The organism is Nocardioides sp. (assembly GCF_029937575.1).
Lineage (GTDB): Bacteria > Actinomycetota > Actinomycetes > Propionibacteriales > Nocardioidaceae > Nocardioides.
Window position 1 is genome coordinate 1 of the sequence record NZ_JAPYPS010000037.1, and the last position, 23,847, is coordinate 23,847.

Annotated in this window: 20 protein-coding genes; 7 read left to right on the plus strand and 13 right to left on the minus strand. The window is 71.6% G+C overall.

Annotated features, from left to right (window positions below; genetic code table 11):
* Window positions 1-75: 75 nt before the first annotated feature.
* Complete coding sequence (gene hutU, locus Q1K33_RS13115; protein WP_300404646.1) at window positions 76-1,764, minus strand: urocanate hydratase; 1,689 nt, start codon at window positions 1,762-1,764, stop codon at window positions 76-78.
* Window positions 1,761-3,323 carry a histidine ammonia-lyase gene (gene hutH, locus Q1K33_RS13120; protein ID WP_300404648.1) on the minus strand — a complete coding sequence of 521 codons (1,563 nt, stop codon included), beginning with the start codon at window positions 3,321-3,323 and terminating at the stop codon, window positions 1,761-1,763. Before hutH ends, hutU begins: the two co-directional genes overlap by 4 nt.
* 142 nt (window positions 3,324-3,465) lie before the next feature.
* On the opposite strand from hutH, the gene Q1K33_RS13125 reads away from it, so the two are divergent.
* From Q1K33_RS13125 to Q1K33_RS13135, 3 genes are all read left to right on the plus strand, one after another.
* Window positions 3,466-6,084 carry a hypothetical protein gene (locus tag Q1K33_RS13125; protein WP_300404650.1) on the plus strand — a complete coding sequence of 873 codons (2,619 nt, stop codon included), beginning with the start codon at window positions 3,466-3,468 and terminating at the stop codon, window positions 6,082-6,084.
* 151 nt (window positions 6,085-6,235) lie between these two features.
* Complete coding sequence (locus tag Q1K33_RS13130; protein WP_300404652.1) at window positions 6,236-9,766, plus strand: (Fe-S)-binding protein; 3,531 nt, start codon at window positions 6,236-6,238, stop codon at window positions 9,764-9,766.
* A gap of 82 nt (window positions 9,767-9,848) precedes the next feature.
* Window positions 9,849-10,814 carry a PASTA domain-containing protein gene (locus tag Q1K33_RS13135; protein WP_300404654.1) on the plus strand — a complete coding sequence of 322 codons (966 nt, stop codon included), beginning with the start codon at window positions 9,849-9,851 and terminating at the stop codon, window positions 10,812-10,814.
* On the opposite strand, the gene Q1K33_RS13140 is transcribed toward Q1K33_RS13135, so the two are convergent.
* From Q1K33_RS13140 to Q1K33_RS13180, 9 genes are all read right to left on the minus strand, one after another.
* Window positions 10,781-11,887, minus strand: a complete 1,107-nt coding sequence (locus Q1K33_RS13140) for an MSMEG_0565 family glycosyltransferase (RefSeq protein ID WP_300404656.1) — start codon at window positions 11,885-11,887, stop codon at window positions 10,781-10,783. The genes Q1K33_RS13135 and Q1K33_RS13140 overlap by 34 nt on opposite strands.
* A 10-nt stretch (window positions 11,888-11,897) precedes the next feature.
* A complete protein-coding gene (locus Q1K33_RS13145; RefSeq protein WP_300404658.1) occupies window positions 11,898-12,731 on the minus strand; it encodes a carbon-nitrogen hydrolase family protein in 834 nt (277 codons plus the stop codon).
* Between the two features lie 11 nt (window positions 12,732-12,742).
* Window positions 12,743-14,068, minus strand: a complete 1,326-nt coding sequence (locus Q1K33_RS13150) for an MSMEG_0569 family flavin-dependent oxidoreductase (protein ID WP_300404660.1) — start codon at window positions 14,066-14,068, stop codon at window positions 12,743-12,745.
* Entirely contained in the window at window positions 14,065-14,373 is a 309-nt protein-coding gene (locus Q1K33_RS13155; protein ID WP_300404662.1) for an MSMEG_0570 family nitrogen starvation response protein, read from the minus strand. The genes Q1K33_RS13150 and Q1K33_RS13155 overlap by 4 nt, the downstream gene beginning before the upstream one ends.
* On the minus strand, window positions 14,366-15,256 hold the full coding sequence (locus Q1K33_RS13160; protein WP_300404664.1) for a carbon-nitrogen hydrolase family protein: 891 nt from the start codon (window positions 15,254-15,256) through the stop codon (window positions 14,366-14,368). The genes Q1K33_RS13155 and Q1K33_RS13160 overlap by 8 nt, the downstream gene beginning before the upstream one ends.
* Window positions 15,253-16,704, minus strand: a complete 1,452-nt coding sequence (locus tag Q1K33_RS13165) for an MSMEG_0567/sll0787 family protein (RefSeq protein WP_300404666.1) — start codon at window positions 16,702-16,704, stop codon at window positions 15,253-15,255. The genes Q1K33_RS13160 and Q1K33_RS13165 overlap by 4 nt, the downstream gene beginning before the upstream one ends.
* On the minus strand, window positions 16,701-17,801 hold the full coding sequence (locus tag Q1K33_RS13170; protein ID WP_300404707.1) for an MSMEG_0568 family radical SAM protein: 1,101 nt from the start codon (window positions 17,799-17,801) through the stop codon (window positions 16,701-16,703). Before Q1K33_RS13170 ends, Q1K33_RS13165 begins: the two co-directional genes overlap by 4 nt.
* Before the next feature lie 21 nt (window positions 17,802-17,822).
* Window positions 17,823-18,347 (minus strand): MSMEG_0572/Sll0783 family nitrogen starvation response protein, encoded by a 525-nt coding sequence (locus Q1K33_RS13175; RefSeq protein ID WP_300404668.1) that lies wholly within the window; start codon window positions 18,345-18,347, stop codon window positions 17,823-17,825.
* Between the two features lie 71 nt (window positions 18,348-18,418).
* Window positions 18,419-19,246 (minus strand): amidohydrolase family protein, encoded by an 828-nt coding sequence (locus tag Q1K33_RS13180; RefSeq protein WP_300404670.1) that lies wholly within the window; start codon window positions 19,244-19,246, stop codon window positions 18,419-18,421.
* A gap of 222 nt (window positions 19,247-19,468) precedes the next feature.
* On the opposite strand from Q1K33_RS13180, the gene Q1K33_RS13185 reads away from it, so the two are divergent.
* From Q1K33_RS13185 to Q1K33_RS13195, 3 genes are all read left to right on the plus strand, one after another.
* Entirely contained in the window at window positions 19,469-20,044 is a 576-nt protein-coding gene (locus Q1K33_RS13185; RefSeq protein WP_300404672.1) for a toxin-antitoxin system HicB family antitoxin, read from the plus strand.
* Window positions 20,045-20,190: 146 nt separating this feature from the next.
* Window positions 20,191-21,030, plus strand: coding sequence for a DUF4097 family beta strand repeat-containing protein (locus Q1K33_RS13190; protein ID WP_300404674.1), 840 nt, complete (start codon window positions 20,191-20,193; stop codon window positions 21,028-21,030).
* 26 nt (window positions 21,031-21,056) lie between these two features.
* Complete coding sequence (locus Q1K33_RS13195; RefSeq protein WP_300404676.1) at window positions 21,057-21,203, plus strand: hypothetical protein; 147 nt, start codon at window positions 21,057-21,059, stop codon at window positions 21,201-21,203.
* Between the two features lie 40 nt (window positions 21,204-21,243).
* Here Q1K33_RS13195 and Q1K33_RS13200 read toward each other — a convergent pair whose 3' ends face one another.
* Window positions 21,244-22,185, minus strand: coding sequence for a siderophore-interacting protein (locus tag Q1K33_RS13200; RefSeq protein WP_300404678.1), 942 nt, complete (start codon window positions 22,183-22,185; stop codon window positions 21,244-21,246).
* On the opposite strand from Q1K33_RS13200, the gene Q1K33_RS13205 reads away from it, so the two are divergent.
* Window positions 22,173-23,222: a DUF222 domain-containing protein gene (locus Q1K33_RS13205; protein ID WP_363319711.1), complete on the plus strand. Its 1,050-nt coding sequence runs from the start codon at window positions 22,173-22,175 to the stop codon at window positions 23,220-23,222. The genes Q1K33_RS13200 and Q1K33_RS13205 overlap by 13 nt on opposite strands.
* 40 nt (window positions 23,223-23,262) lie before the next feature.
* Here Q1K33_RS13205 and dcd read toward each other — a convergent pair whose 3' ends face one another.
* A complete protein-coding gene (gene dcd / locus Q1K33_RS13210) occupies window positions 23,263-23,838 on the minus strand; it encodes a dCTP deaminase (protein ID WP_300404682.1) in 576 nt (191 codons plus the stop codon).
* Between the last annotated feature and the right edge of the window lie 9 nt (window positions 23,839-23,847).

Below are 23,847 nucleotides of genomic sequence, written 5' to 3' on the forward strand. Positions count from 1 at the left end.
ACCACGAAGAACGGGGCAGCACCGAAGAGCGCGGGCGCCACACCCACCCCGAAGAACACCCACCCACGAGAAGCGTCAGCTGCGCTCGGACATCGGGATCCGTACGCCGCGCTCGGCAGCGACCTCGGCCGCCCGTTCGTACCCGGCGTCGACGTGCCGGATGACGCCCATCCCGGGGTCGTTGGTCAGCACCCGCTCGAGCTTCTCGGCCGCCAGGGCGGTGCCGTCGGCGACGCAGACCTGGCCGGCGTGCAGAGAGCGACCCATACCGACGCCGCCGCCGTGGTGGAAGGAGACCCAGGATGCGCCGGAGGCGGTGTTGACCAGGGCGTTGAGGATCGCCCAGTCGGCGATCGCGTCGGAGCCGTCCAGCATCGCCTCGGTCTCGCGGTACGGCGAGGCGACCGAGCCGCAGTCGAGGTGGTCGCGGCCGATCACGACGGGCGCGGAGAGCTCTCCGGAGGCGACCATCTCGTTGAACCTCAGCCCCGCGAGGTGGCGCTCGCCGTACCCGAGCCAACAGATCCGTGCGGGCAGACCCTGGAACGAGACCCGCTCCTGCGCCATGTGGATCCAGCGGTGGAGGCGCTCGTTGACCCTGCTCTCCTCCTTCGGGAAGAGCTCGAGGATCGCGCGGTCGGTGGCAGCGATGTCGGCCGGGTCGCCCGACAGCGCGGCCCAGCGGAACGGGCCGCGGCCCTCGCAGAAGAGCGGGCGGATGTAGGCCGGCACGAAACCGGGGAACGAGAAGGCCCGGTCGTAGCCGCCCTTGCGGGCCTCGTCGCGGATCGAGTTGCCGTAGTCGAAGACCTCGGCGCCGCCGTCCTGGAACTCCACCATCGCCCGCACGTGCGCGGCCATCGACGCCTGGGCGTCCTTGGTGAAGCCGTCCGGGTCGCGCTTGGCGGCATCGTGCCAGTCCTCGAAGGCCACCCCCGCCGGCAGGTAGGACAGCGGGTCGTGGGCAGAGGTCTGGTCGGTGACGATGTCGATCGGCGCCTCGGCCTCGAGCAGCTGCGGGAAGACCTCGGCGGCGTTGCCGAGCACCCCGATCGACAGCGCTCGCCTCGCGTCGCGCGCCTCCACGGCGAGCGACACCGCCTCGTCGACCGAGCCTGCCTGGACGTCGAGGTAGCGGTGCTCGATCCGCCGGGCGATGCGTGCCCGGTCGACGTCGACGCAGATCGCGACGCCGTCGTTCATCGTCACGGCGAGCGGCTGGGCGCCGCCCATCCCGCCGAGGCCCGCGGTGAGCGTGATGGTCCCCGCCAGCGTGCCGCCGTACCTCTTGTCGGCGACGGCGGCGAACGTCTCGAACGTGCCCTGCAGGATGCCCTGGGTGCCGATGTAGATCCAGGATCCTGCGGTCATCTGGCCGTACATCGTCAGGCCCAGGTCCTCCAGGCGCCGGAACTCCTCCCAGTTGGCCCAGTCACCGACCAGGTTGGAGTTGGCGATCAGCACCCGCGGCGCCCACGCGTGCGTGCGCATCACGCCGACCGGACGACCCGACTGCACGAGCATCGTCTCGTCGTCGGCGAGCGTGGTCAGCGTGCGCACCAACGCGTCGTACGACGGCCAGTCGCGCGCCGCCTTGCCGGTGCCGCCGTAGACGACGAGGTCCGCAGGGTTCTCCGCGTTGTCTGGATCGAGGTTGTTCATCAGCATCCGCAGCGGCGCCTCGGTCTGCCACGACCGCGCGGTCAGGTCGGTGCCGCGCGCGGCACGGATCGGCAGACGGGGGTTGGTCGCGTCATCATTCACTGGAGCTCTCCGATCGTGTCCTGGACAGCCTCCACCACTGCACCCGAGGCGACCAGCCCCACGGCGGTCTCGATCTCGGGAGCCAGGTGGCGATCGGGGCCGGGACCTTCGATCCCGGCGCCGCGCAGCAGCGCCACGACAGCACCGGTCGCCGGGGAGGGGGTCAAGGGCGCCCGCAGGTCGAGGGCGCGCGCGGCCGTGAGCACCTCGATCGCGACGACGCGCGTGAGCCCGTCGACGGAGCGCCGCAGCTTGCGCGCCGCCGACCACCCCATCGCCACGTGGTCCTCCTGCATCGCCGAGGAGGGGATCGAGTCGACCGAGGCGGGCACGGCGAGGCGCTTCAGCTCCGAGACGATCGCGGCCTGGGTGTACTGCGCGATCATGTGGCCGCTGTCCACGCCCGGGTCGTCGGCCAGGAACGGCGGGAGCCCGTGGTTGCGGGCCCTGTCCAGCGCCCGGTCGGTACGGCGTTCGCTCATCGAGGCCACGTCGGCGGCGGCGATCGCCAGGAAGTCCAGCACGTAGCCGACCGGTGCGCCGTGGAAGTTGCCGTTGGACTCGACGCGATCCCCGACCACCACAGGGTTGTCGATCGCGGCGGCCAGCTCCCGCTCGGCGACCCGCGCGGCGTGCTCCAGCGTGTCGCGCGCGGCGCCGTGCACTGCGGGCGCGCAACGCAGGGAGTAGGCGTCCTGGACCCGGTTGCAGTCGGGGCCGCGGTGCGAGGCGACGACACCGGAGTCGGCCAGGATCCGGGTCAGGTTGGCGGCCGAGGCCGCGATCCCCGGGTGCGGGCGCAGGGCCGCTAGCTCGGCGGCGAAGACCCGGTCGGTGCCGAGGAGCGCCTCGACCGACATCGCGGCGGCGACGTCGGCGCTCCGCAGCAGCGTCCGGAGGTCGGCGAGCGCGAGCACCAGCATCCCGAGCATCCCGTCGGTGCCGTTGATCAGCGCCAAGCCCTCCTTGGCGCGCAGCTCCACGGGACCCAGGCCGACAGCGGCCAGCGCAGCGGCCGCCGGCATCAGCTCACCGGCCGCGTCGCGGACCGTGCCCTCCCCCATCAGCGCCAGCGCGCAGTGCGAGAGCGGCGCCAGGTCGCCGGAGCAGCCGAGCGAGCCGTACTCGTGGACCACGGGAGTGATGCCGTGGGTCAGCAGCGCCGCGAGCAGCTCGGCGACCTCACGGCGTACGCCGGTGTGGCCGGTCGCCAGCGTGGAGAGGCGCAGCAGCATGAGCGCGCGCACGACCTCGCGCTCCACCTCGGGACCCGAGCCTGCGGCGTGCGAGCGCACCAGCGAGCGCTGCAGCTGGGCGCGCATCTCGGTCGGGATGTGGCGGGTCGCCAGCGCTCCGAACCCGGTCGAGACGCCGTACGTCGGGGTCTCGGCCGCCGCGAGCGCCTCGACGACGCCACGAGCCCGGTCGATCCCCGCCAGTGCCTCGTCGCTGAGGGCGACCGGGGCACCGTCGCGGGCCACGGCCACGACGTCGTCGACGGAGACCGGTCCGGGGGTGAGCGAGACGACAGACGGTGAGGCGGAGGGTGGCGTGGTCACCTCGTCATGGTGACGCATCGGCAGCGATCGGCGCCGACCGGCGGACAACCGTCGGCACCCAGGCTTACAGTGCTGACATTGTGACGTGGCTCTCGAGCCCCGCCACGGATGTGCTCCCACCCCGCTCCGACCTGGAGGCCTCGTGTCGTCCCCGCTCACCCGTTCCGCAGAGGTACGCCGCACCCGGCGACCCGTCCGAGTCGGTCTCCGGATCGCCCTGCCCCTCGCCCTGACCGTCGCCCTGGTCGCGGCGGCGCTCACCCTCCCGTCCGCGGACCTGGGCCCCACGCTGAGCCTGCGCGAGGAGAACGAGCTCGTCAAGGCCGAGAAGGGACTGCCGCACGTCGACCCGGCGGGCACCCCGCTGCACACGCACGACCCCCAGTTCAAGAACGAGGTCTCCCGCGGCGGCGAGGCCGTCTCGGCCGCCAGCGCGGACCCCACGACGGCAGCACAGGCCCGCAACGCGGCGTCGTACGTCGCCTCCGAGCGGGCGCTGCCCGACCCCGAGCTCACCAGCATGTCGATCAAGCGCAAGCGCACCCGCGTCCCCGCCAACCGCTACGACATGGCCGGCGGCTGCTACACGCTGCGCACCGTCCGCGGCGCCTACGTCCGCGGCTCCGGCGACGACCTCGTGCTCAGTCGGGGCAAGCGCCGCACGGCGGCGCGCTACACCTTCAAGGCCACCCGTCTCGGGGCCTACCTGATCTACGGCACCGGTGGGGTCTTCCTCGCCGGAGACTCGGGTGAGGCGGTCAACGACTCCGAGCCCAGCCGCACGTCCGACTGGACCGCCAGGAGAGCCGGCAAGAAGGGCAAGCGCTACACCTTCACCCTGCGCGGTGGCCGCTCCCTGAGCGCCCTCAAGGGCCGCCTGGTCACCGCCGACAAGGCCAAGCCGTTCGTGCTCGAGCGCGTCAGGGGGAAGAGATGCGCGAAGTTCCCCGAGTCCCAGGTCAACATCAAGGGCAAGCCGCACGCCGGCGTCTCCGACTTCCAGGAGGTCCGCGGGTTCGTCGACGCCCACACCCACGGGATGGCCTTCGAGTTCCTGGGCGGCAACGTCCACTGCGGCCGCCCGTGGCACAAGTGGGGCGTGACCTTCGCCCTGCGCGACTGCGTCGACCACACCCTCACCGGTGGCAACGGCGCCGCCCTGGAAACCTTCCTGTCCGGTGAGCCGAGCCACGACCCGGTGGGGTGGCCGACCTTCAAGGACTGGCCGGCGCCCAACTCGCTGACCCACGAGGGCACCTACTACAAGTGGATGGAGCGCGCGTGGCGCGGCGGCCAGCGACTCTTCGTCAACCTGCTCGTCGAGAACAACAAGCTCTGCGAGGTCTACCCGCTCAAGCACAACAGCTGCGACGACATGGACTCCATCCGGCTGCAGGCCAAGGACATGTACGCCTTCCAGGACTACATCGACGCCCAGTGGGGCGGCCCGGGGAAGGGCTTCTACCGGATCGTGAAGTCCCCGTGGGAGGCGCGTGAGGTCATCAACGAGGGCAAGCTCGCCGTCGTCATGGGCATCGAGACCAGCGTCCCCTTCGGCTGCACGTTCAAGTACGTCGGCGGCAGCGACATCGATGCGTGCACGGCGAAGCAGATCACCGACCAGATCGACGAGATGCATGCCCTGGGCGTGCGCCAGATGGAGCTCGTCAACAAGTTCGACAACGCCCTCGGCGGGGTGGCCGGCGACGCGGGCCCGACGGGCATCGTGATCAACGGCGCCAACTTCCTCGAGACCGGCACCTTCTGGGACATGGAGACCTGCGACCCGGCCGACACCGTGGACGCCGACAACCCGCAGGTGGCCTTCCCCGAGATCTCCGCCGACCAGCAGGACGCCCTCTTCGGAGCCATCGGCGCCGTCTTCGGTGGTGTGCTGCCCGCGATCCCGCTCTACCCGCCGCCGGCGCACTGCAACCAGCGCGACCTGACCTCGCTGGGCGAGCACACGATCCGTGCGCTGGCCGAGCGCGCGATGATCTTCGACCCCGACCACCTCAGCGTGAAGTCGCGCTCGACCGCCCTGGACGTCATCGACGACCTCGGCTACCAGGGCGTCCTGTCCAGCCACTCCTGGTCGACCCCTGACGCCTACACCCGGATCTACGAGGACGGCGGCTTCATCACGCCGTACGCCGGCGACTCGACGGGCTTCGTCGACAAGTGGCGCACCCACATCGGCTGGGCCGACGAGCGCTTCTACTGGGGCATCGGCTTCGGCGCCGACATCAACGGCCTCGGCGCCCAGGGCGATCCGCGCGGCAGCAACGTCGCCAACAAGGTCGACTACCCGATCACGGGCATCGGCGGCATCACCATCAAGAAGCAGCGCGCCGGCAAGCGCATCTACGACATCAACGCCGACGGCGTCGCGCAGTACGGCCTGTACCCCGACTGGATCGAGGACCTGACCAAGGTCGCGGGCGCCAGCGGCGGCAAGGCCGAGGGTGAGGCGATCTTCGACGACATGTCACGCGGGCCCGAGGCCTACCTGCAGATGTGGGAGCGCGCCTACGGCATCGCCCCCGACTCCTGCCGCAACCCCGACCTGCGGATGAGCGCCAAGCGGCTGCGCTCGGTCGTCCAGCGGGGGATGACCACCACGCAGGTCATGCGCGCGGTGGGCCAGCCCTTCCAGCGCCTCGGGACGACGTACGGCGTCTGCGTGCGCGGCGGCGACGCGGAGAGCCTGGCGATGATCGACTTCTCGGCCAAGGGCACCGTGACCCGGGTCCGCGCCTGAGTCCGGCCGCTGCAGGCCTACCCGCAGGTGAAGTTACCTGCGGGTAGGATCCTTCTCACCCCAGGGGAAGCCTGACGTGATGCTCGGGGACCCCTAGGCTCGCCTCGTCCGCGGAGCCACGCGGCGCTCGTTCGACCCGGGAGTCCACTGCATGTTCCAGATCATCGCCATCGTCCTCTCACTGGCCCTGACCGCGTGGGCGGTCGTGGCCGTGACGCTGACCGTCCGTCGGATGACGGCGACCATGCGCGTCGGGCAGCCGGTCGTCGGGCGCACCGACGATCCGGTGAAGCGCACGATCACGATGTTCAAGGAGACGTTCGGTCACACCCGCATGCTCCAGTGGACCTGGGTCGGCATCATGCACTGGTTCGTCTACCTGGCGTTCATCGTGCTGAGCACCGCGGTGGCCACCGGCTACGTGCAGCTCTTCCAGGCCGACTTCGTGCTGCCGATCATCGGTCACTGGTACCCGCTGGAGTGGCTCTACGAGGGACTCGGGGTGCTCGGCACCGTCGGCATCGTCTTCCTAGCGATCTACCGCCAGAAGCACCATCCGCGCAGCCTCGGCCGCAAGAGCCGCTTCTTCGGCTCGACGGCCTGGCAGGCCTACTTCGTAGAGGCGTTCGTCCTCCTCGAGGGCAGCGCCATCCTCTTCATCCGCGGCGCCGAGTACAACCTGATCGCCGCCGAGGGCAGCGAGCACGGCAGCCGGGTGCACTTCCCGGTCAGCTCCTACTTCGGCGACGCCCTGTTCTCCAGCGACATCGGCACCCTGGAGAACACCATCTACGCCATCGCGCTCTTCAAGATCGTGCTGGCGATGATCTGGCTGCTGGTGATCGCCCAGAACATCGGGATGGGTGTCGCCTGGCACCGCTTCACCGCCTGGCCCAACATCTGGTTCAAGCGCGAGTCCTCGGGCCGTACGGCGCTGGGCGCCGTCAAGCCGCTCACCTCCGACGGCAAGCCGATCACCCTCGACGACATCGACGACCTCGACGAGGACTCCAAGCTCGGCGTCGGAGCCGTGGAGGACTTCTCGTGGAAGGGCATCCTCGACTTCACGACGTGCACCGAGTGCGGTCGCTGCCAGTCGCAGTGCCCCGCGTGGAACACCGACAAGCCGCTCTCTCCCAAGCTCCTGATCACCGCGCTGCGCGACGCGACGTACGCCAAGGCTCCCTACCTGACGGCGCCCGAGGGCGAGCGCGAGGCGCTCCTCGAGGGTGACACCGCCCTCAAGACCGAGGTCGAGCGTCCGCTCGTCGGCGACACCGGTGGCCGGATGGACGGCATGGACGACGGCGAGTGGTTCTACAACCCCACCAACGGCTCCGCGGTGATCGACCCCGAGGTGCTGTGGAACTGCACCTCCTGCGGCGCCTGCGTGCAGCAGTGCCCGGTCGACATCGAGCACGTGGACCACATCATCGACATGCGCCGCCACGCGATCCTCGTGGAGTCGAACTTCCCCTCCGAGCTCAACGGTCTCTTCAAGGGCCTGGAGAACAAGGGCAACCCCTGGAACATGTCGGCCTCCGCCCGGATGGACTGGGCCAAGGGCCTCGAGTTCGACGTCCCGGTCGTGGGCGAGGACCTCGAGTCGCTGGAGTCGGTCGACTGGCTCTTCTGGGTCGGCTGCGCCGGCGCCTACGAGGATCGCGCCAAGAAGACCACCCGCGCCGTCGCCGAGCTCCTCAACATCGCCGGCATCTCCTTCGGCGTGCTCGGCAACGGCGAGACCTGCACCGGCGACCCGGCTCGCCGCGCCGGCAACGAGTTCGTCTTCCAGGGCCTGGCCCAGCAGAACGTCGAGACGATGAAGGAGTACAAGGTCAAGAAGGTCGTCTCGACCTGCGCCCACTGCTTCAACACGCTCAAGAACGAGTACTCCGACTTCGGCATCGAACTCGAGGTCGTGCACCACACCCAGCTGCTCAACCGCCTGGTGCGCGAGGGCAAGCTGACCCCGGTCAAGGACGGCGCCGGCGCCCACAAGCGCTCGATCACCTACCACGACCCCTGCTACATCGGTCGCCACAACGGCGTCTACACCCCGCCCCGCGAGCTGCTGCAGATCCTGCCCGGCGCCGAGTTCGTCGAGATGGAGCGCAACTCCGAGCGGTCCTTCTGCTGCGGCGCCGGCGGCGCGCGCATGTGGATGGAGGAGAACACCGGTGAGCGGATCAACGTCAACCGCACCAAGGAGGCTGTCGGCACCGGCGCCGACCAGATCGCGGTCGGCTGCCCGTTCTGCCGGGTGATGCTCTCGGACGGCCTGACCATGCAGCAGAGCAAGGGCGAGGCCCGCGAGGAGGTCGAGATCCTCGACGTCGCGCAGATGCTGCTGGCCTCGGTCAAGGGCGAGCAGGCCACCAAGCTCGCTCCGGGCGAGGGCGCGGCTGCGGCCGGCGCCGCGGCACCGGCCGCCAAGAAGGCCGCGCAGCCGGTCGAGACCAAGGCGGAGCCGGAGGCCGGTGACGTCACCACCGAGGAGCCCGAGAGCACCGTGACGGAGACGGCCGACGCCGGCCCGGCGGCCAAGGCCTCGGGTGGCTCGTCGCTCTTCGACGACGCCGCCGACACCCCGGCCGAGACCGCCGACGAGGAGAAGGCCCCTGCCGAGGAGGCCAAGGCCGCCAAGCCGGCGTCCTCCGGTGGGTCGCTCTTCGACGTCGGCGGCGACGACAACGTGGAGGACGAGCCGGCAGCCACTGCGGAGCCGGCCACCGCCCCGGCGAAGGACGACGAGAGCGCGCCGGCCGCGAAGGCGCCCGACGAGTCCGACGGCCTGGGTGGCGGGTCGCTCTTCGACCTGGGTGGCGACGAGCCGGAGACGAAGCCGGCCGAGGAGACGAAGCCGGCCGCCAAGACCACCGAGCCGGAGAAACAGGCCACGCCGGCCGCAGAGGCCGAGCCGACCACCGACCTCGGATCGGGTGGCTCGCTGTTCGACCTGGAGGCCCCTGCGGAGCCCGAGCCGGCAGCGAAGGCTGAGCCGGAGCCGGAGCCGGCATCGCAGCCCGAGGCAGCCGAGCCCGAGCCTGAAGCCGCCCCGGAGCCGGAGGCGGCATCGGAGCCGGAGGCAGCATCGGAGCCCGACCCGGAGTCGGCAGCAGAGCCCGCACCTGCGGTCGACCTCAACGCCGGTGGATCGCTGTTCGACATCGCGGCCGCCGAGCCGCCAGCAGCCAAGGCGGCGCCGCAGGCCGAGCCCGCGGTCCCCGAGGCCGACGCAGCAGAGGAGACAGAGGAGCCACGGGAGCCGGAGGAGCCGAGTGCGGCGACGCCGAGTGCTCCCGTGGCCGACCTGTCGTCGGGCGGGTCGCTGTTCGACATCGCCGCGCCCGAGGCCGCCGTGCCCGCGGCTGCCCCCGCCCCCGAGAAGGCGGCCCCCAGCGAGCCGGCCGCCGAGGCGAGCGCGGAGACGCAGCCCGAACCCGGGCCCACCCCCGAGCCCGAGCCGCCTTCGGGCGGAGCCGCTGTCAGCGCCGCCGCGACGGCGGCGGCGTCCACGGACGAGCCGGCACCCGAGCCCGAGCCGGAGCCCGAGCCCGAGCCGGCCGAAGCAGAGACCGAGAAGCCGACACCGGCCCCCGTGCCGACGAGCAACGGCGAGGCCCACCAGCCCCGCACGGACGCCGACATCAGCGAGGCCGGCTCCCTGTTCGACCTCTGAGTGCCGAGTCGGGCGACGTCCGCGTCGCCCGACTCCGCCTCCGCGCCGCCACCCACGGCGTACATTGAGAGGCGGAGGCCAGATGGACCACGACGAGTACGTCGCTGCGCGCTACGGACGCCTGCTCGACTACGCCGCCGAGCTGGGGTGCCCGGAGAAGGTCGCGGCCGACCAGGTCGACTGGGTCCTCGAGGAGCAGCGGCGCCACATCGCCAAGGCCGACGACCCGGACCCGGGCGTGCGCGAGGCGTTGGCCCGGCACATCGCCGGTGAGCCCGAGCCCCGCACGTCCCTGGTCTCCTACGCCGCCATCGGCGTGGTGCTCGTGCTGGTCGCCGCCGCGGTGGTCCTGTGGCGCCCCCGCGAGCCACCGCCGTTGCCGTCGATGTTCGGCTACGACGCCGCCACGGCCAGCCGGGTGCTCGGAGATGCCGGGTACGACGTGGTGACCCTGGCCGAGGAGTCCTGCGAGCCACGCGGGCTGGTCCTCGCCGCCGATCCGGTCCCGGGCACCCGGGTGCGCCCGGGGCAGACGGTGACGCTGAGTGCCTCGGCGCCGAGCGACCCCCGCTGCCTGGCCGATCACGCTGCCCGATCGGCCGCCTGGGAGTTCGTAGGCTTCGTCCGCGGCGAGGAGGCACCCGAGTTCGCGACCGTCGTGACCGTCTATCTGGACGGCGAGCCCCTGGCGCTGCTGAGCGGACGCGCCGCAGCCGACCCACGATCGTGGACCGAGCCCCTGGTGCTGATCGAGCGCGCCGCGACCCGGGTGGTGTCCACACGCAGCGCCATGCCGCGCCTGGACGTGGCGTTCGCACTCCCGCTTCCCCTTCCGTGCGGGGTCGGCCTGCCGACCTCCTACGAGGACCGCGAGTCGCTGCGCTTCTCGATCACCGCGCCGCCCGGCAGCCTCGGCGACGAGGACTGCCCGTTGACCGTCGACCTCTACCGCGACCCGGCCGACCGGATCGAGGCGGTGTCGATCTTCCAGTCGATCGCCGACGCATCCGACGCTCAGGCGGTGCCGGCGGCGCCGAGCGACTCGTAGAACTCGAGGTGCGCGCGCGCCGCGGAGTCCCAGGTGAAACGCCGGGCGAGGTCGCGGCCCGCAACCGCTGACGGCGGCGACCCGAGCACCTCGTCGAGGGTCCGTGCGATGGTGACGTGGTCGCTGGCATAGGCGATCGTGGGCCCGAAGACCTCGCGCAGCACCGGCAGGTCACGGGCCACCACGGGCACCCCGGCGGCCAACGCCTCGAGTGCCGCGAGCCCGAAGCCTTCCTTGGTGGAGACCATCGCGAGTGCAGCCGCCTGGCCGACCAGGCTGGGGAGGTCCTCCTCGGCGATCGTGCCCACGACCTCCGGTACGACGCCGAGCTCGATCGCGCGGGCGTCGAAGGCGGCTCGGTAGTCGCGGTAGTCGAAGAGCGTCTCGCCACCGCCGAAGACCAGTCGCAGCCCAGGTCGTGCGTCTCGCAGCAGGGCGAAGGCCTCCAGCAGGTCGAGGCTCCCCTTGCGCGGCTCGATGCCGCCGAGGGCGAGCACGTAGTCGCCGAGACGGTCGGCCCACCGGGCGCGTCCGGCGACGTCGGCGGCCCCCGCCTCGAAGCGCCGCGCGTCGACGCCGTTGGGGATCACCCTCGGGGTCAGTCCCCAGCCGGCGCGGACCTCCTCCGCGACAGAGCCCGAGACGCAGACCCGCTCGGTCGGACCGACGACGGCGCGTTCGTGGCAGGCGACGAGCTCTGGTGTGGTGAACGTGTCGAGGTGGTGGATCGTGCGCAGGCACGGCCCGGACGCCATCGCGGCGTTGGCGCTGATGCAGTCCTGCGCGTGCACGACGTCGTACGACGCCCGCTCGCTCGCGAAGGCGGCGCCGAGGACCTCGATCGAGCGCAGGATCCGGGTGCCGACCGTCTCCTCGTCACCCCCGTCCGCGAACGGCACCGCCCGGACGGTCACCGTCTCGGCGACGGGACGGAAGAACGTGCTGTCCCCGCCACGCCCGAGCGTCCACACGTGGACGTCGATGCCCTGGGCGGCGAGGGCCTCGGCCAGGGCGAGGGTGTGCACGACGCCGCCGCGGGGGCGGGTCGAGTAGGTGAGCAGCGCCACCTTCATGGGTGCTGCCTCACGGGCGCCGCGCGTAGGCCGAGGGGGAGAGCTCCTCGAGGTGGTGCAGGACCCGCCGCGATCGGGCGACCTCGGTCTCGACGTCGATCTCGGCGACCGCGAGCCCGCCCTTGGACGTCGTGCGAGCCAGGATGTCGCCCCCGGGGCCGACCACCTTCGCCTGTCCGAGGAAGCGCAGTCCTCCCATGACGCCGGTCTGGTTGGAGGAGACCCATACGACCTGGTTCTCGGCGGCGCGAGCCGAGTCGTAGAGGTCGAAGAGGCGGGACTGCCGGTCCTGCGGCAACCGCGAGGCGCGGTCGGTCACCGACGCCGGCCAGGCCGAGAGGCACGTCAGCACCCTGGCACCGTCCAGCGCCAGGGAGCGGGCCGCCTCGGGGAAGGTCTTGTCGTAGTCGATGAGCATTCCCAGCCGACCGACCGGCGTCTCGAAGGCGGTGAAGCTGTCTCCTGCGGCGTAGACCAGCGACTCACCGGCGGGCTGGTGCACCTTGCGGTGCCGCCCCAGGACGCCGTCGCCGCTCACGCACAACGCGGAGTTGTACAGCAGGGGTCCGGCCTCCTCGGCGTACCCGAAGCAGATCACCATCGGGCCGGCCATCGCGATCACGCGACCGACCTCGAAGGAGTCCTCGCTCAGCGCTGGGGGCAAGGCCGTCGGGTCGGGACGACGGAGGTCGGACAGGTAGCCGCCGAGGGTCGCGTCGGGCAGCACGAGCAGGTCGACGCCCGAGGCCCGGGCGTCGCCGACGATCCCCTCGAGCTTCGCCAACGCCCGGTCGAGGTCGCGTCCGAAGTGGGCCGCGACCGCCCCGATCCGCACCTGTCCCATGCGCCGGAAACCTAGCCCGCCGCGTGGGCGTCGTCCGCCGAGCGGCGGGCTGCGCCGAGACCCGGGCGAGCGTGGGCCGCCCCCGTGATGCACCCCGCGACGTGCTCGGCGTCGCGGGCGATGCCGAGGAAGCGGCCCGACCCCCACGTGTGCAGCCACGGCAGACCGAGCACGTAGAGACCGGGCACCGACGTGACGCCTCGGGTGTGCATCGGCCGGCCGGTGCCGTCGAAGACCCCCACCTGCGCGAAGCGGTAGTCGGGCCGGTAGCCGATCGCCCAGATCACGGTGGTGATCCCCTCGGCCGCGAGGTCGAGGGCGAGTGGGTCGACGTCGGGCACCCAGGTCGGCTCGTACCGCGAGGCCGGTGGAGCCTCGATCCCCGACTCGGCGATGTGCCGGTCGATGTCGCGGCAGATGGAGTTGTAGACGGCGTCAGCCTTGTCGAGGGCCTCGGTCATGGTGGGGAGAAAAGCAAGGTCGGTGCCGCGCCCGGCCTCGAGCATGCCGTAGAGGCGCATCCCCTCGGCCGCGAACTGGCGCAGGTCGATGTCGCGACCTCCGTCGCGTCCGGTCACGTAGTGATTGGTCTTCTCGCGCGCGGTGGCACCACCCGGGTACTGGGCCACCGGGGTGTCGTAGAGCCCCATGTCGGAGAGCCAGGTCATCGAGTCGCGCCCGCGATAGGTGCGCGCGACACGGGGGGCGTCGCCGAGGGCCAGGTGGACGGTCCGCCCGGCGAGGTGGAGGTCCTCGGCGATCTGCGCTCCCGACTGGCCGGAGCCGACGACGAGGACCGCTCCGTCGGCGAGCTGCTCGGGGTTCTTGTAGGCCGCGGACTCGAGCTGGGTGATCGCCGGGTCGAGCGCTGGAGCCCACGGCGGGACGATCGGCACGTGGTAGCCGCCGGTCGCCAGCACCACGTGCTCGGCCTCCCAGGTCTCCGGCCCCCGCACGCCGTCGCTGGTGACCACGAAGCCGCCGCCCTCGCGCTCGGTCAGCCGGGTGACGCGGGTGTGCTCGACCAACGGCGGGTCGAAGGTGGCGGCGTACCCGCCGAGCCAGGCGACGACCTCGTCGCGGGTCATGAAGCCGTCCGGGTCGTCCCCGTCGTAGACGTAGCCCGGCAGGCGGCAGTGCCAGTTGGGCGTCACGAGGGTGAAGCTGTCCCAGCGGGTGTCGGCCCACTCGTGCGCGGCGGTGGCGGCCTCGAGGACGACGTGCTCGATGCCGGCGTCCTGGAGGTACCAACTGACCGAGAGACCGGCCTGGCCGCCACCGACCACGGCGACCGGGACCTCGTGGCGTGCGGGGTGACGGTCGGTGTGCTGGGTCATGACGGCGTCTCCGTGGCGGGCAGGGGCGGCCACATCCGAACGACCTCGACGAGGTCGTCGGCGCGGTAGTGGGCCGCGGAGCGGGTGATCGTATCCGTGGTCGCGGCGGCCGAGGTGCACGCGAAGCCGAACTTCTCCTTCACCCGAGCACTCGCGACCCCGAGTGCCGTCGTGCTGCGTCGCAGGAAGTCCTCGACCGTGTACGTCGTGTCGGCGGTGAGGTGGTCGTGCATCACCAGCGACGGGGAGTAGCAGTGCTCGACGCGGCCGTCCGGCCAGCGCACCGAGAAGGTCATCTCAGGCATGGCTGGTCTCCCAACGGTTGGCCTGCGCGCCGTCGTACAGCTCGGGCCGCCGGTCGCGCAGGTGGAACATCGAGCGACGTGCCGTGTCGAGGGCCTCGCCGAGGTCGAACGACGCGACAGCCATGCCCTCGTCGACCCCGGTGGTGGCGACGATGTCGCCGCCGGGCCCCACGACCTTCGCGTTGCCGACGAACCGGAGCGAGCCGAACGTGCCGGTCTGGTTGGCGGCCAGCCAGACGATCTGGTTCTCCAGCGCCCGGGCCTGGTCGAAGATGTTGAACCGGTGGGTCCAGCGGTCCTCGGCGAGCGAGGTGGCGCTCGCCGTCCGCGATGCCGGCCAGGCCGAGACACAGGCCACCACCTCGGCGTCGTCGAGCGCCAGGGCCCGCGCCGCCTCGGGGAACGCCTTGTCGTAGCAGATCAACATCCCCATCCGACCGATCGGGGAGTCGAAGGCGCGGAACTCCTGCCCGGCGTTGTAGTAGAGGCTCTCCCCCAGCGGCTGGTGCACCTTGCGGTAGACGCCGAGCACGCCGTCGCCGGTGACTGCCGCGGCGGAGTTGAAGCGCTCGTCGTCGCTGCCGCCGCCCTCGCAGAAGCCCACCACCACCGTCATCTCGCGGGCCAGCGCGGCGACCCGACGCAGCTCCGGGCCGTCGAGGTCCATCACGGGTGGCAGGTCGTCGGGCCGCTCGTCGTGGGTGCCGTCGCGGCCGCTGCCGAGCACCGAGAGGTAGCCGCCGAGGCAGGCCTCGGGCAGCGCGAGCAGCGAGACCCCCCGGGCACGGGCGTCGTGGATCAGGGTGCCGACCCGGGCCAGGTTGTCCTCGACGTCGCGGCCGAAGCTGCCGCCGACGGCGGCCATCGTGGTCGTGCTGGTCATGATGAAGGTCCGTTCGTGAGTCCGGTGACGGTGGAGGCGATCGCTTCGGTGACGACGCCGTCGGGCCAGCGCAGGCCGACCCCGATTCCGTCGGTGAGCTCGCCGCAGGTGGTGGAGGTGAGGAAGTCGGGCAGTCCGTGCCCGGGTGTGGCGCCGCTGGGGGTGCGCTCGGCGGTGATCATCGCGAAGCCGGGGAAGCAGGTCAGCCAGTCGCCGTACGACGCGTCAGCGGGCGTGGGGACGGCGGCGACGTCGAGCACGGCACCGCACCCGCTGGCCTCGGCGAGCATCCCGGCGGTGCCGACCAGCCCGCTCATCGAGACGTCCTTGGCTGCGGTCGGTCGTAGCGCCGGTACGACGGCCGAGAGGGAGCGCAGCTCGGCGCCCGTGTGGTGGGAGGACGAGTCCCACTGCGATCCGGAGTAGCCGGGTCGCCAGCCGCCGGTGAGGTCGGCGGTGAGGCGCAGCGTCTCGCCAGCACTGCCGCCACCTCCCGGCACGGGTGCGTCGGTGCGGCCCAGAGCCGTCACCGACAGCGCGGCCGGTACGCCGAGCTGGGTGTGACCCCCGAGGACGGGGACGCCCCAGGCCTGGGAGGCCTCGGTCAGCCCGCGCAGGATCCGGCGGGCGAAGGAGGCGTCGCGCGCGGCGACGGCGTCGAGCATCCCGACCGGGCTCGCCCCCATCGCGGACAGGTCGTTGAGGTTGACCAGCGCGGCACACCAGCCGGCCCACTCGGGGTCGCGCTCGACCATCGAGGGCAGGATCGCGTCGCAGGCGGCGATCACGTCCGTGCCGGGCACGGGGGCGCCGTCGTCACCGACGAAGCCGGGACCTCCGCCGCCGTACGGCTGCTGCTGGAGGCCGCCGAGGAGGCCGCCGAGTGCCGCCTTCGTGGCGTCGGCCAGGCGCTGCGCCCGGGCGATCGGCCAGTCCACGAGCACGTGCGGACGACCGTGGAGGTGCACCCGCTCGCGCGGGACCCAGCCGAGACGACGGAAGAGCTTCTCGTTGCCGACCTGGACGGTGGCGTCGAAGCGAAGCGCCCCGATCGTCTCGGCGGTGGCGCAGGCGGCGCGGACCAGTGCGGCACCCACGCCGAGCAGCATGCGTGCGTCGCTGGCGACGACCAGACGACTGCCACGCCACCACCCGAGATCCCGCCCGCTGCCCTGTACGTCGGGAGCCGGGTGCAGGCGGACGCCGCCCAGCACCTCGCCCGTGGCGGTGCGCGCGAGCAGCACGATGGTGCGGGGGTCGTCGTCGTGCACGTCGAGGTCGGAGCCGGCGAAGAGTCCCTGCTCGGCGACGAAGACCTCGCGGCGCAGCCGGTGGTAGGCGTCGAGGTCGGCGCGCGACTCGGCGCGGACCACGACGAAGGCGTCGGAGGAGCCCGCGACGTGACGACGACCTCCGAGGAGGACCACGTCGTCGAGGAGGATGCTCATGCCGACTCGGAACAGGACCCGAGCGCCGAGCACGCGCCGCACGCGGCGCAGCCGGCCGCTTGGCCGGAGCCCAGCATCCCGTGCCGTCGCAGCGCTGCGGCGACCCGACTGGTCACGTCGTAGGTGACGTCACGCGGCGGCGCCCCGACCCCGTCGACGTCGGTCGCGAGGGTGCCGGCCAACGGTCGGAACGGCACGACGAAGGGATAGACACCCATCTCGATGAGCTCCTCCGCGCCGGCGACGAGCTCGTCGGGGTCCTCGCCGAGTCCGACGAGCAGGTAGGTGGAGACCTGGTTCCAGCCGAAGACGCGGACACCCTCGGCCCAGGCGGCTCGGTACTCGGCCATCGCCACGGATCCCTTGCCAGGCATCCACCGTGCGCGGACCTCGTCGTCGAGGGACTCGACGTGGATCCCGATCGAGCGCGCGCCGGCGTCGTACAGGTCCTGGATCGTCTGCAGGTCGCCCGGCGGCTCGCACTGCACCTGGATCGGGAGGTCGGGGAGCACCTCCCGTACGGCGCGCACGCAGCGCGCCAGGTGGGTGGCGCCGCGGTCGCGGCCGTTGGACGTGCCGGTCGTCATCACCATCTGGGTGATGCCGTCCAGGTCGTACGCCGCGCGTGCGACCTCGGCGATCTGGGCCGGCGACTTCACCGCGACCGTGGCGCCGGCGTTGAGGGACTCCTCGATCGCGCAGAACCGGCAGCGCTCGGCGACGTCGTACCGCACGCAGGTCTGCACGACCGTCGTGGCGAGCACGCTGGAGGAGTGCAGGCGGGCGATCTTCTCGTAGGAGACGCCGTCGGCGGTGGTCAGGTCGTAGAAGCGCGGGCGGGCCACGCTCTCCACGCCCATGCCCGTGTCGGCGCCGTCGAGCAGCAGCTTGCCGCCACTGACGGAGTAGGGGCTGCGGGGGTTGAGCGGGATGGCCGCACCGACACCGTCCAGCAGGACGTGTCCGTCGTCGCTGGGCCCGGCCCCGGACCTGCGGGAGACCGGGGCGTCGAGCAGCCGGATGCCCTGGATCGCGACGTCGACGCGCGTGCTGCTGGGCGTCGGCCCGGGGAATGGTCCGGGGCTCGGGGCGGCCATCTCACTCACGTCGACCAGCCCTCAGAGGTTGTAGACGGAGTTGATGATGGCGCCCTTGTTGGCGAAGTGGATGACCGCGTCCTGCACGTCGAGCGGGTGGCACGGGATCACTCCCTCGATCAGGTCCTCCTCGCGCTGGCCGTGCAGCGCCATCCCGAAGCGGCAGCACAGCACCGTGCCGCCCTCGCCGATGAAGGTCTTGATGGCGTCGTTCATGTTCTGGTTGCCGGGGAAGGCGACGTCGCCGGTCGTGGGGAAGCCGCGGGTGTCGGCGCAGGCGAGGGCGCCGGGCCCATAGAAGTAGAGCGTGGCGTCGAAGCCCTTGCGCAGTGCGCGGGTGGTCTGCAGGACGGCCACGAAGCTCACCGAGGACTCGTGCGGGATGCCGTGCACCAGCGTGAGCCAGGCCTGTCCCTCGCTGGCCTGGTAGTCGGGGAAGAGCTTGGTCGAGCCGTAGAGGTTGGTGCCCTTGGCCTGGCTCGGGTGCGGGATCTCCGCCGTGGACTTCGCCATCGCGGCGAGGATCTCGTCGTCGTACACGGACATGTGGTGTCTCCTCGGTTGGGCGGTGCTGGACGGTGGTGCTGGGAAGGTGGTGCTCAACGGGTGGTGCTCTCTCAGCCGTAGAGGGCCTCGAAATTCGTGGTGAAGAACTGCTTCGCCAGCTCGCCGTCGCCGGCGACCGCGGCCAGCCGCGCGTACTCGCCGGCGTAGTCGCCCCACGGGGTGTCGGTGGCGAAGAGGATCCGGTCGTGGCCGACCCCGCGCTTCTCGATCTCGGCGACCAGCCACGCCGGCGCGAAGCCGATCGCCCAGCTGGTGTCGGTGTAGACCTGCTTGCCGGCCTCGATCCAGTCGAAGAGGCGCCCGCCGATGAGCTTCATGTGTCCGCTCATCCCGCCGCCGAGGTGGACGAGGTGGATCTTCGTGGCATCGCCGTACTTCTCGACCAGGGTGCCGATCTGGTCCACGTCGGAGGCGGCGCCGGGCGAGGTGTGCACGTGGACCACGAGGCCGAGGTCGGCGGCGGTGGTGAAGATCCGGTCGAGCTGCTCGGCACAGTCGGGGTCGGTCGGGCTGCCCCCGAGCAGGAAGCTCGTCTTGAGCGCCGCGACGCCGTCCTCCACCGCCAGCCGCAAGGCCGCCGCGTTGCGCTCGGCGTCGCTCGCCTTGGGCGAGACCCAGAGCCCGCACCGAACGCGGTCGTCCTTCTGCGCAGCCTCGAGGGCGAGGTGGTTGAGGTCGAAGGAGACCTGCGGGTCGGGGACGCCGTAGTTGGGCAGCACGAGCGTCCGCTCGACCCCCTCGTCGTCGAGCGAGGCCAGGAAGCCGCCAACCGTCGCCTTGGCACCGAGGTCGGCGTTGATGGCAGGTCCGCCGTAGAAGGGGTACGCCGGCAGCACGCCGATGTGGCGGTGAGCGTCGTGGGTCGGCGTCCTGGGCATGCCGTCAAGTGCACGGCCGCGGTGTTTCCGAATGGTTGCGGGTGGAATACGAAGCGCTGCCCAGCTCGTAAGTTCTGGGTTACCGCGTGCTGGTCCGCCGCGATCACCCGCCCGGGACCCTCGACCGGCCTCGACCGGCCTGACGCCACCTGACGCCAGAGTGACACTAGAATGACATCACAGGTGCTTGACGCGACGTCATAGTGATGTCAGAGTGATGCAATGGACATCACGCCGTACGTCGACCACCTGCGCCGCGACCTGCTCGCCGCCGCCGAAGGTGCCGGCGAGGAGCTGCGCAGCGCCGCGGAGCGGCTGAGCTTCGCCCTCGATCCCGCCGCCCGGCTCGCACTGATGGAGGCGATCAGCCAGGCCTGCTCGGAGATCACCGCCGAGATGCCCGCGGGCGGCGTCGACGTACGCCTCGACGGACGCGACCTCGCCTTCGTCGTCGACTCCCCCACTGCCGGGCCGCCCGTGCCGCCGGTGCCACCGGCCCCGCCGCTCCCCCCGGAGCCGGAGGACGATGCCGAGGCCGGCAGCACCGCTCGGATCACCCTCCGCCTCCCGGAGTCGGTCAAGGCCAAGGCCGAGGACGCCGCCGCGGACGCCGGCCAGTCGCTCAACACCTGGCTGGTGAGCGTGATCCGCACCGCCACCCGCCCCGGGGGCATCAACGTCGACATCGACCTGTCGAGCCTCCCGCAGCTGCTCGGCGACAACTTCCCGTTCGGCTCGAGCGGGCCACCCGGCAGCGGCCGAAGCCGCTCCGCGAAGCGGATGAACGGCTGGGTCTGAGCAGCAGGCCCTCCACCCCCCTCCCGCAGCACCACCCCACGGGTCCGGCCACCGGCCGGCTCCGCGGACGAGCACACCCTCGACAGCCCGCCCACGACCATTGACGACCGCCTACGACCACCTACGACAGCAAGCAGGAGACCACCATGAGCGGCAACACCGTCAGCAGCAGCCAGTTCGAGCCGGTCGGACCCCTGCGACTCCACGTCGAGAACGGCAAGGGGTCCGTCGAGGTCACCGCCCTCGACACCACCGAGGCCACCGTCGACATCGCCGGCCAGGACGCCGACGACGTCCGGGTCGAGCTCAACGGCGAGGACCTCGTGGTCATCGCTCCCCAGCAGCGCGGCGGACTCTTCGGCGGCGATCGTCGTCTCGACATCACCATCACCGTCCCCACGCGCAGCGAGCTCACCTGCAAGCTCGGCAGCTCGGACCTCACCTGCCACGGGACGCTCGGCGCGGCCCAGGTCCGCACCGGTTCCGGTGAGGTGACCGTCGAGCAGCTCTCCGGCCCCGCGCTCCTCGAGAGCGGCTCGGGGGAGATCACCCTCCAGCACGCCGAGGAGCCGCTGCGCATCAAGAGCGGCTCGGGGGACGTCACCGTGCGTCACGCCGGGGCCGAGGTGTCGATCTCCACCGGCTCGGGCGAGGTCGAGGTCGGGGACTGCCACGGCAACACGTCGGTGAAGACCGGCTCGGGCGACCTGCACGTCGGCCACGCGCACACCAGTGTCAGCCTCAGCACCGGCAGCGGCGACCTGGTCATCGACCGGGTCTCCGCCGGCCGGGTCCAGCTCAAGGGCGCCTCCGGCGACCTGCGCGTCGGCATCCCGGCCGGCATCCCCGTGTGGACCGACATCACCACGGTCTCGGGCCGGGTGCACTCCACCCTCGAGGGGGCGGGGCAGCCGGAGCCCGGCGCCGACTACATCGAGGTCCGCGCCAAGACCGTCAGCGGAGACGTCGATCTCCGACAGCTGTGACCACCATCGGACGAAGGAGCCCCACCATGTACGACGACAGCACCCTGTTGCCCAGCGAGGCCCGGCAAATCATCAGCGAGCGGATCGACCGTGCCGCCGACGCCCGGACGGCCCGCGCGACCAAGCGCGGGGCGCGTTCCCGACGCGGCAAGCGCAGCAGCCCCCTGGCGTGAGGCCACCGCGTGAGGTGGTCGGGCACGTCACCGGGTCTCGTCAGCTGATCGAGCGGCCCTCTCTCCAGTAGCCCATGAACGCCACCTGGTGCCGGTCGAGCCCCAGGTCCTTGACCAGGGCGCGACGCAAGCCCGTGACGACCTTCGACTCCCCCGCGATCCAGGCGTAGAGACCGTGCCACTCATGACCGACCGACCGGCCGTTCCCGCCCTCCGCCTCGCCCGACGAGGAGTAGAACGGCGTCTCCCAGAGGTCGGGGTCGATCTCCGACTCGTCGACCTCGAGGCTCGCTGCCTGGGCTCCGAGATGCTCGAGGACCGCGGCGTGCAGCGCCTCACCACGCGGGCCTCCGTCCCGGGGCAGCCAGCGCACGCCGACCCCCTCCGGGTGCTCGAGGGTCAGCACGTCCGCGGCGAAGGGCACCTCGAGGAACACCGCACCGCGTGCCGCGACGTCGAGCTGCTCGAGGATCGCTGCCACGGCCGGAACGGCGGTCTCGTCGCCGACGAGGAGCAGCGCGTCCCCGTCGCTGGGGGCGAACTCGATGCCGCCGTACTCGTGGCCGCGTCGCGGGGCCGTGCAGATGACCCGATCCCCGACCGCAGCGCGCTCGCCCCAGATCCCCGCCGGCCCGGTCGCTCCTTCGTGGACCACGATGTCGACGACGAGCCGCGTGCTCTCTCCCTCGCCACGGACACCGCGGATCGTGTAGGTGCGCATGTGGCCGCGCTCGGCCTCGGGCCGCGCCAGCCACTCGCCGTACCAACCCTCGCCCACGCCCTCGAACGCCGGGAGCGGGTGGTCGCCGTCGGGGAAGATCAGCTTGATCCGCTGGTCGTAGGACGTGCTCGACACCCCCAGCTCGGCCAGTGCCGGGGAGCCGAGCTCCACCCGGACGAAGCTCGGCGAGAGCCGCTCGACGGCCCGGACCTCGACCTCCTCGATCAGCATGGGCAGGGTCGTGCTCGGTGCGGCGGTCATCGACGTTTCCGTTCGTTAGGCATGCCTCAGTAAGGCTTACCTTAGCAGCGACCGCTCGTGCTCGGCTTGTTGGAGTCCGGGACATCAACGAGCGGCGCGCGGAGATCATCGTCAACGAGACCTCCCACCTGCACCTGGCTGAGCGACGCGCAGCGGACGCGGCGGTCCTCGACAAGCTCGCCGAGCTGCCGTGCCTGGGTGACCGCGCCTTGGCCGAGGAGGTACGGCGGATCGTGTACCGCCTGGACTCCGAGGCAGCGCTTCGTCGCCGCGAGAGAGCGCTGCGGGACCGTCACGTGCGGGCCAGGGCTAGTGCCGATGGCACCGGTGAGGTGACCGGGGTCGTCGCGGACTGGCAGATGGCAGCGATCATGGCCTCCCTCGGCGCGCGAGCCGACCTGCTGATCTCGCAGGGGGACGAGCGCACCCGGGCCCAGATCCTGGCCGACCTCTACGTCGAGCGCCTGGCCGGCCTGCCGGGCGCCTCGGGAGTGCCGGTGATGGTCGACCTGGTGCTGCCCGTCGAGACCTTGCTCGGTGAGTCCGACGAGCCGGGCGAGGTCCCCGGGATCGGTCCGATCCCCGCCGATCTCGCCCGCGACCTCATCGACGCCTCACCTGCCGCGCGCACCGCCCTGCGACGACTGTTCGCCGACACCGACCACCTGGTGGCGATGGAATCGCAGGCCAGGATCTTCCCGAAGGACCTGGCCGACTTCATCAAGCTGCGCGACCGGCGCTGTCGCACCCCGTGGTGCGACGCTCCCACGCGCCACACCGATCACGTCGAGGACGCCACCGTGGGCGGCGTGACTTCCGAGCACAACGGCCAGGGGCTCTGCGCGTTCTGCAACTACGCCACACAACACCCCCGGCTGCGGCACACCGTCACCTCGATCGCGGATCTGCAGCCGCACACCACCCTGGTCACCACCCCGGCCGGGGCGTCCTACGACTCCCGCGCCCCCGCCCCACCCGGCAACCCCGCGGACCAGTTCATCCAGACCCATCCCGGCGTCTGGACCCGCATCGCCTGATGTGGCGCGGGTGAGCGTCGCCCTGTGGCGGGCGCTGGCCTCAGATCGCCGTGCGGTGGAAGCTCTGGAACGACCGGGACGGCGTCGGTCCACGCTGGCCCTGGTAGCGCGAGCCGTACTTCGCCGAGCCGTAGGGGTGCTCGGACGGCGAGGAGAGCCGGAAGAAGCAGAACTGGCCGATCTTCATGCCGGGGTAGAGCTTGATCGGCAAGGTGGCGACGTTGGCGAGCTCGAGGGTCACGTGGCCGGAGAAGCCGGGATCCACGAAGCCGGCGGTCGCGTGCGTCAGCAGGCCGAGCCGACCCAGGGACGACTTGCCCTCCACACGGGCCGCGATGTCGTCGGGCAACGAGACGACCTCGTACGTCGACCCGAGCACGAACTCGCCCGGGTGAAGGATGAACGGCTCGTCGCCCTCCGGCTCCACCTGGCGAGTGAGGTCGGACTGGTCGGCCGCCGGGTCGATGTGGGGGTAGCGGTGGTTCTCGAAGACCCGGAAGAACCGGTCCAGCCGGACGTCGATCGACGACGGCTGCACCATGCCCGGGTCCCACGGGTCCAGGGCGATCCGCTGGGCGTCGATCTCGGCGAGGATGTCGCGGTCTGACAGCAGCACAAGCGCACC

What these genes read in the sequence shown, in the direction of transcription:
- Q1K33_RS13140 (WP_300404656.1), bottom strand. Translation starts at nt 11,887, where the DNA reads ATGAAGGTGGCGCTGCTCACCTACTCGACCCGCCCCCGCGGCGGCGTC.
- Q1K33_RS13175 (WP_300404668.1), bottom strand. Translation starts at nt 18,347, where the DNA reads ATGTCCGTGTACGACGACGAGATCCTCGCCGCGATGGCGAAGTCCACG.
- Q1K33_RS13170 (WP_300404707.1), bottom strand. Translation starts at nt 17,801, where the DNA reads ATGGCCGCCCCGAGCCCCGGACCATTCCCCGGGCCGACGCCCAGCAGC.
- Q1K33_RS13195 (WP_300404676.1), top strand. Translation starts at nt 21,057, where the DNA reads ATGTACGACGACAGCACCCTGTTGCCCAGCGAGGCCCGGCAAATCATC.
- Q1K33_RS13160 (WP_300404664.1), bottom strand. Translation starts at nt 15,256, where the DNA reads ATGACCAGCACGACCACGATGGCCGCCGTCGGCGGCAGCTTCGGCCGC.
- Q1K33_RS13130 (WP_300404652.1), top strand. Translation starts at nt 6,236, where the DNA reads ATGTTCCAGATCATCGCCATCGTCCTCTCACTGGCCCTGACCGCGTGG.
- Q1K33_RS13200 (WP_300404678.1), bottom strand. Translation starts at nt 22,185, where the DNA reads ATGACCGCCGCACCGAGCACGACCCTGCCCATGCTGATCGAGGAGGTC.
- Q1K33_RS13185 (WP_300404672.1), top strand. Translation starts at nt 19,469, where the DNA reads ATGGACATCACGCCGTACGTCGACCACCTGCGCCGCGACCTGCTCGCC.
- Q1K33_RS13190 (WP_300404674.1), top strand. Translation starts at nt 20,191, where the DNA reads ATGAGCGGCAACACCGTCAGCAGCAGCCAGTTCGAGCCGGTCGGACCC.
- Q1K33_RS13180 (WP_300404670.1), bottom strand. Translation starts at nt 19,246, where the DNA reads ATGCCCAGGACGCCGACCCACGACGCTCACCGCCACATCGGCGTGCTG.
- Q1K33_RS13145 (WP_300404658.1), bottom strand. Translation starts at nt 12,731, where the DNA reads ATGGGACAGGTGCGGATCGGGGCGGTCGCGGCCCACTTCGGACGCGAC.
- Q1K33_RS13165 (WP_300404666.1), bottom strand. Translation starts at nt 16,704, where the DNA reads ATGAGCATCCTCCTCGACGACGTGGTCCTCCTCGGAGGTCGTCGTCAC.
- Q1K33_RS13155 (WP_300404662.1), bottom strand. Translation starts at nt 14,373, where the DNA reads ATGCCTGAGATGACCTTCTCGGTGCGCTGGCCGGACGGCCGCGTCGAG.
- Q1K33_RS13135 (WP_300404654.1), top strand. Translation starts at nt 9,849, where the DNA reads ATGGACCACGACGAGTACGTCGCTGCGCGCTACGGACGCCTGCTCGAC.
- Q1K33_RS13150 (WP_300404660.1), bottom strand. Translation starts at nt 14,068, where the DNA reads ATGACCCAGCACACCGACCGTCACCCCGCACGCCACGAGGTCCCGGTC.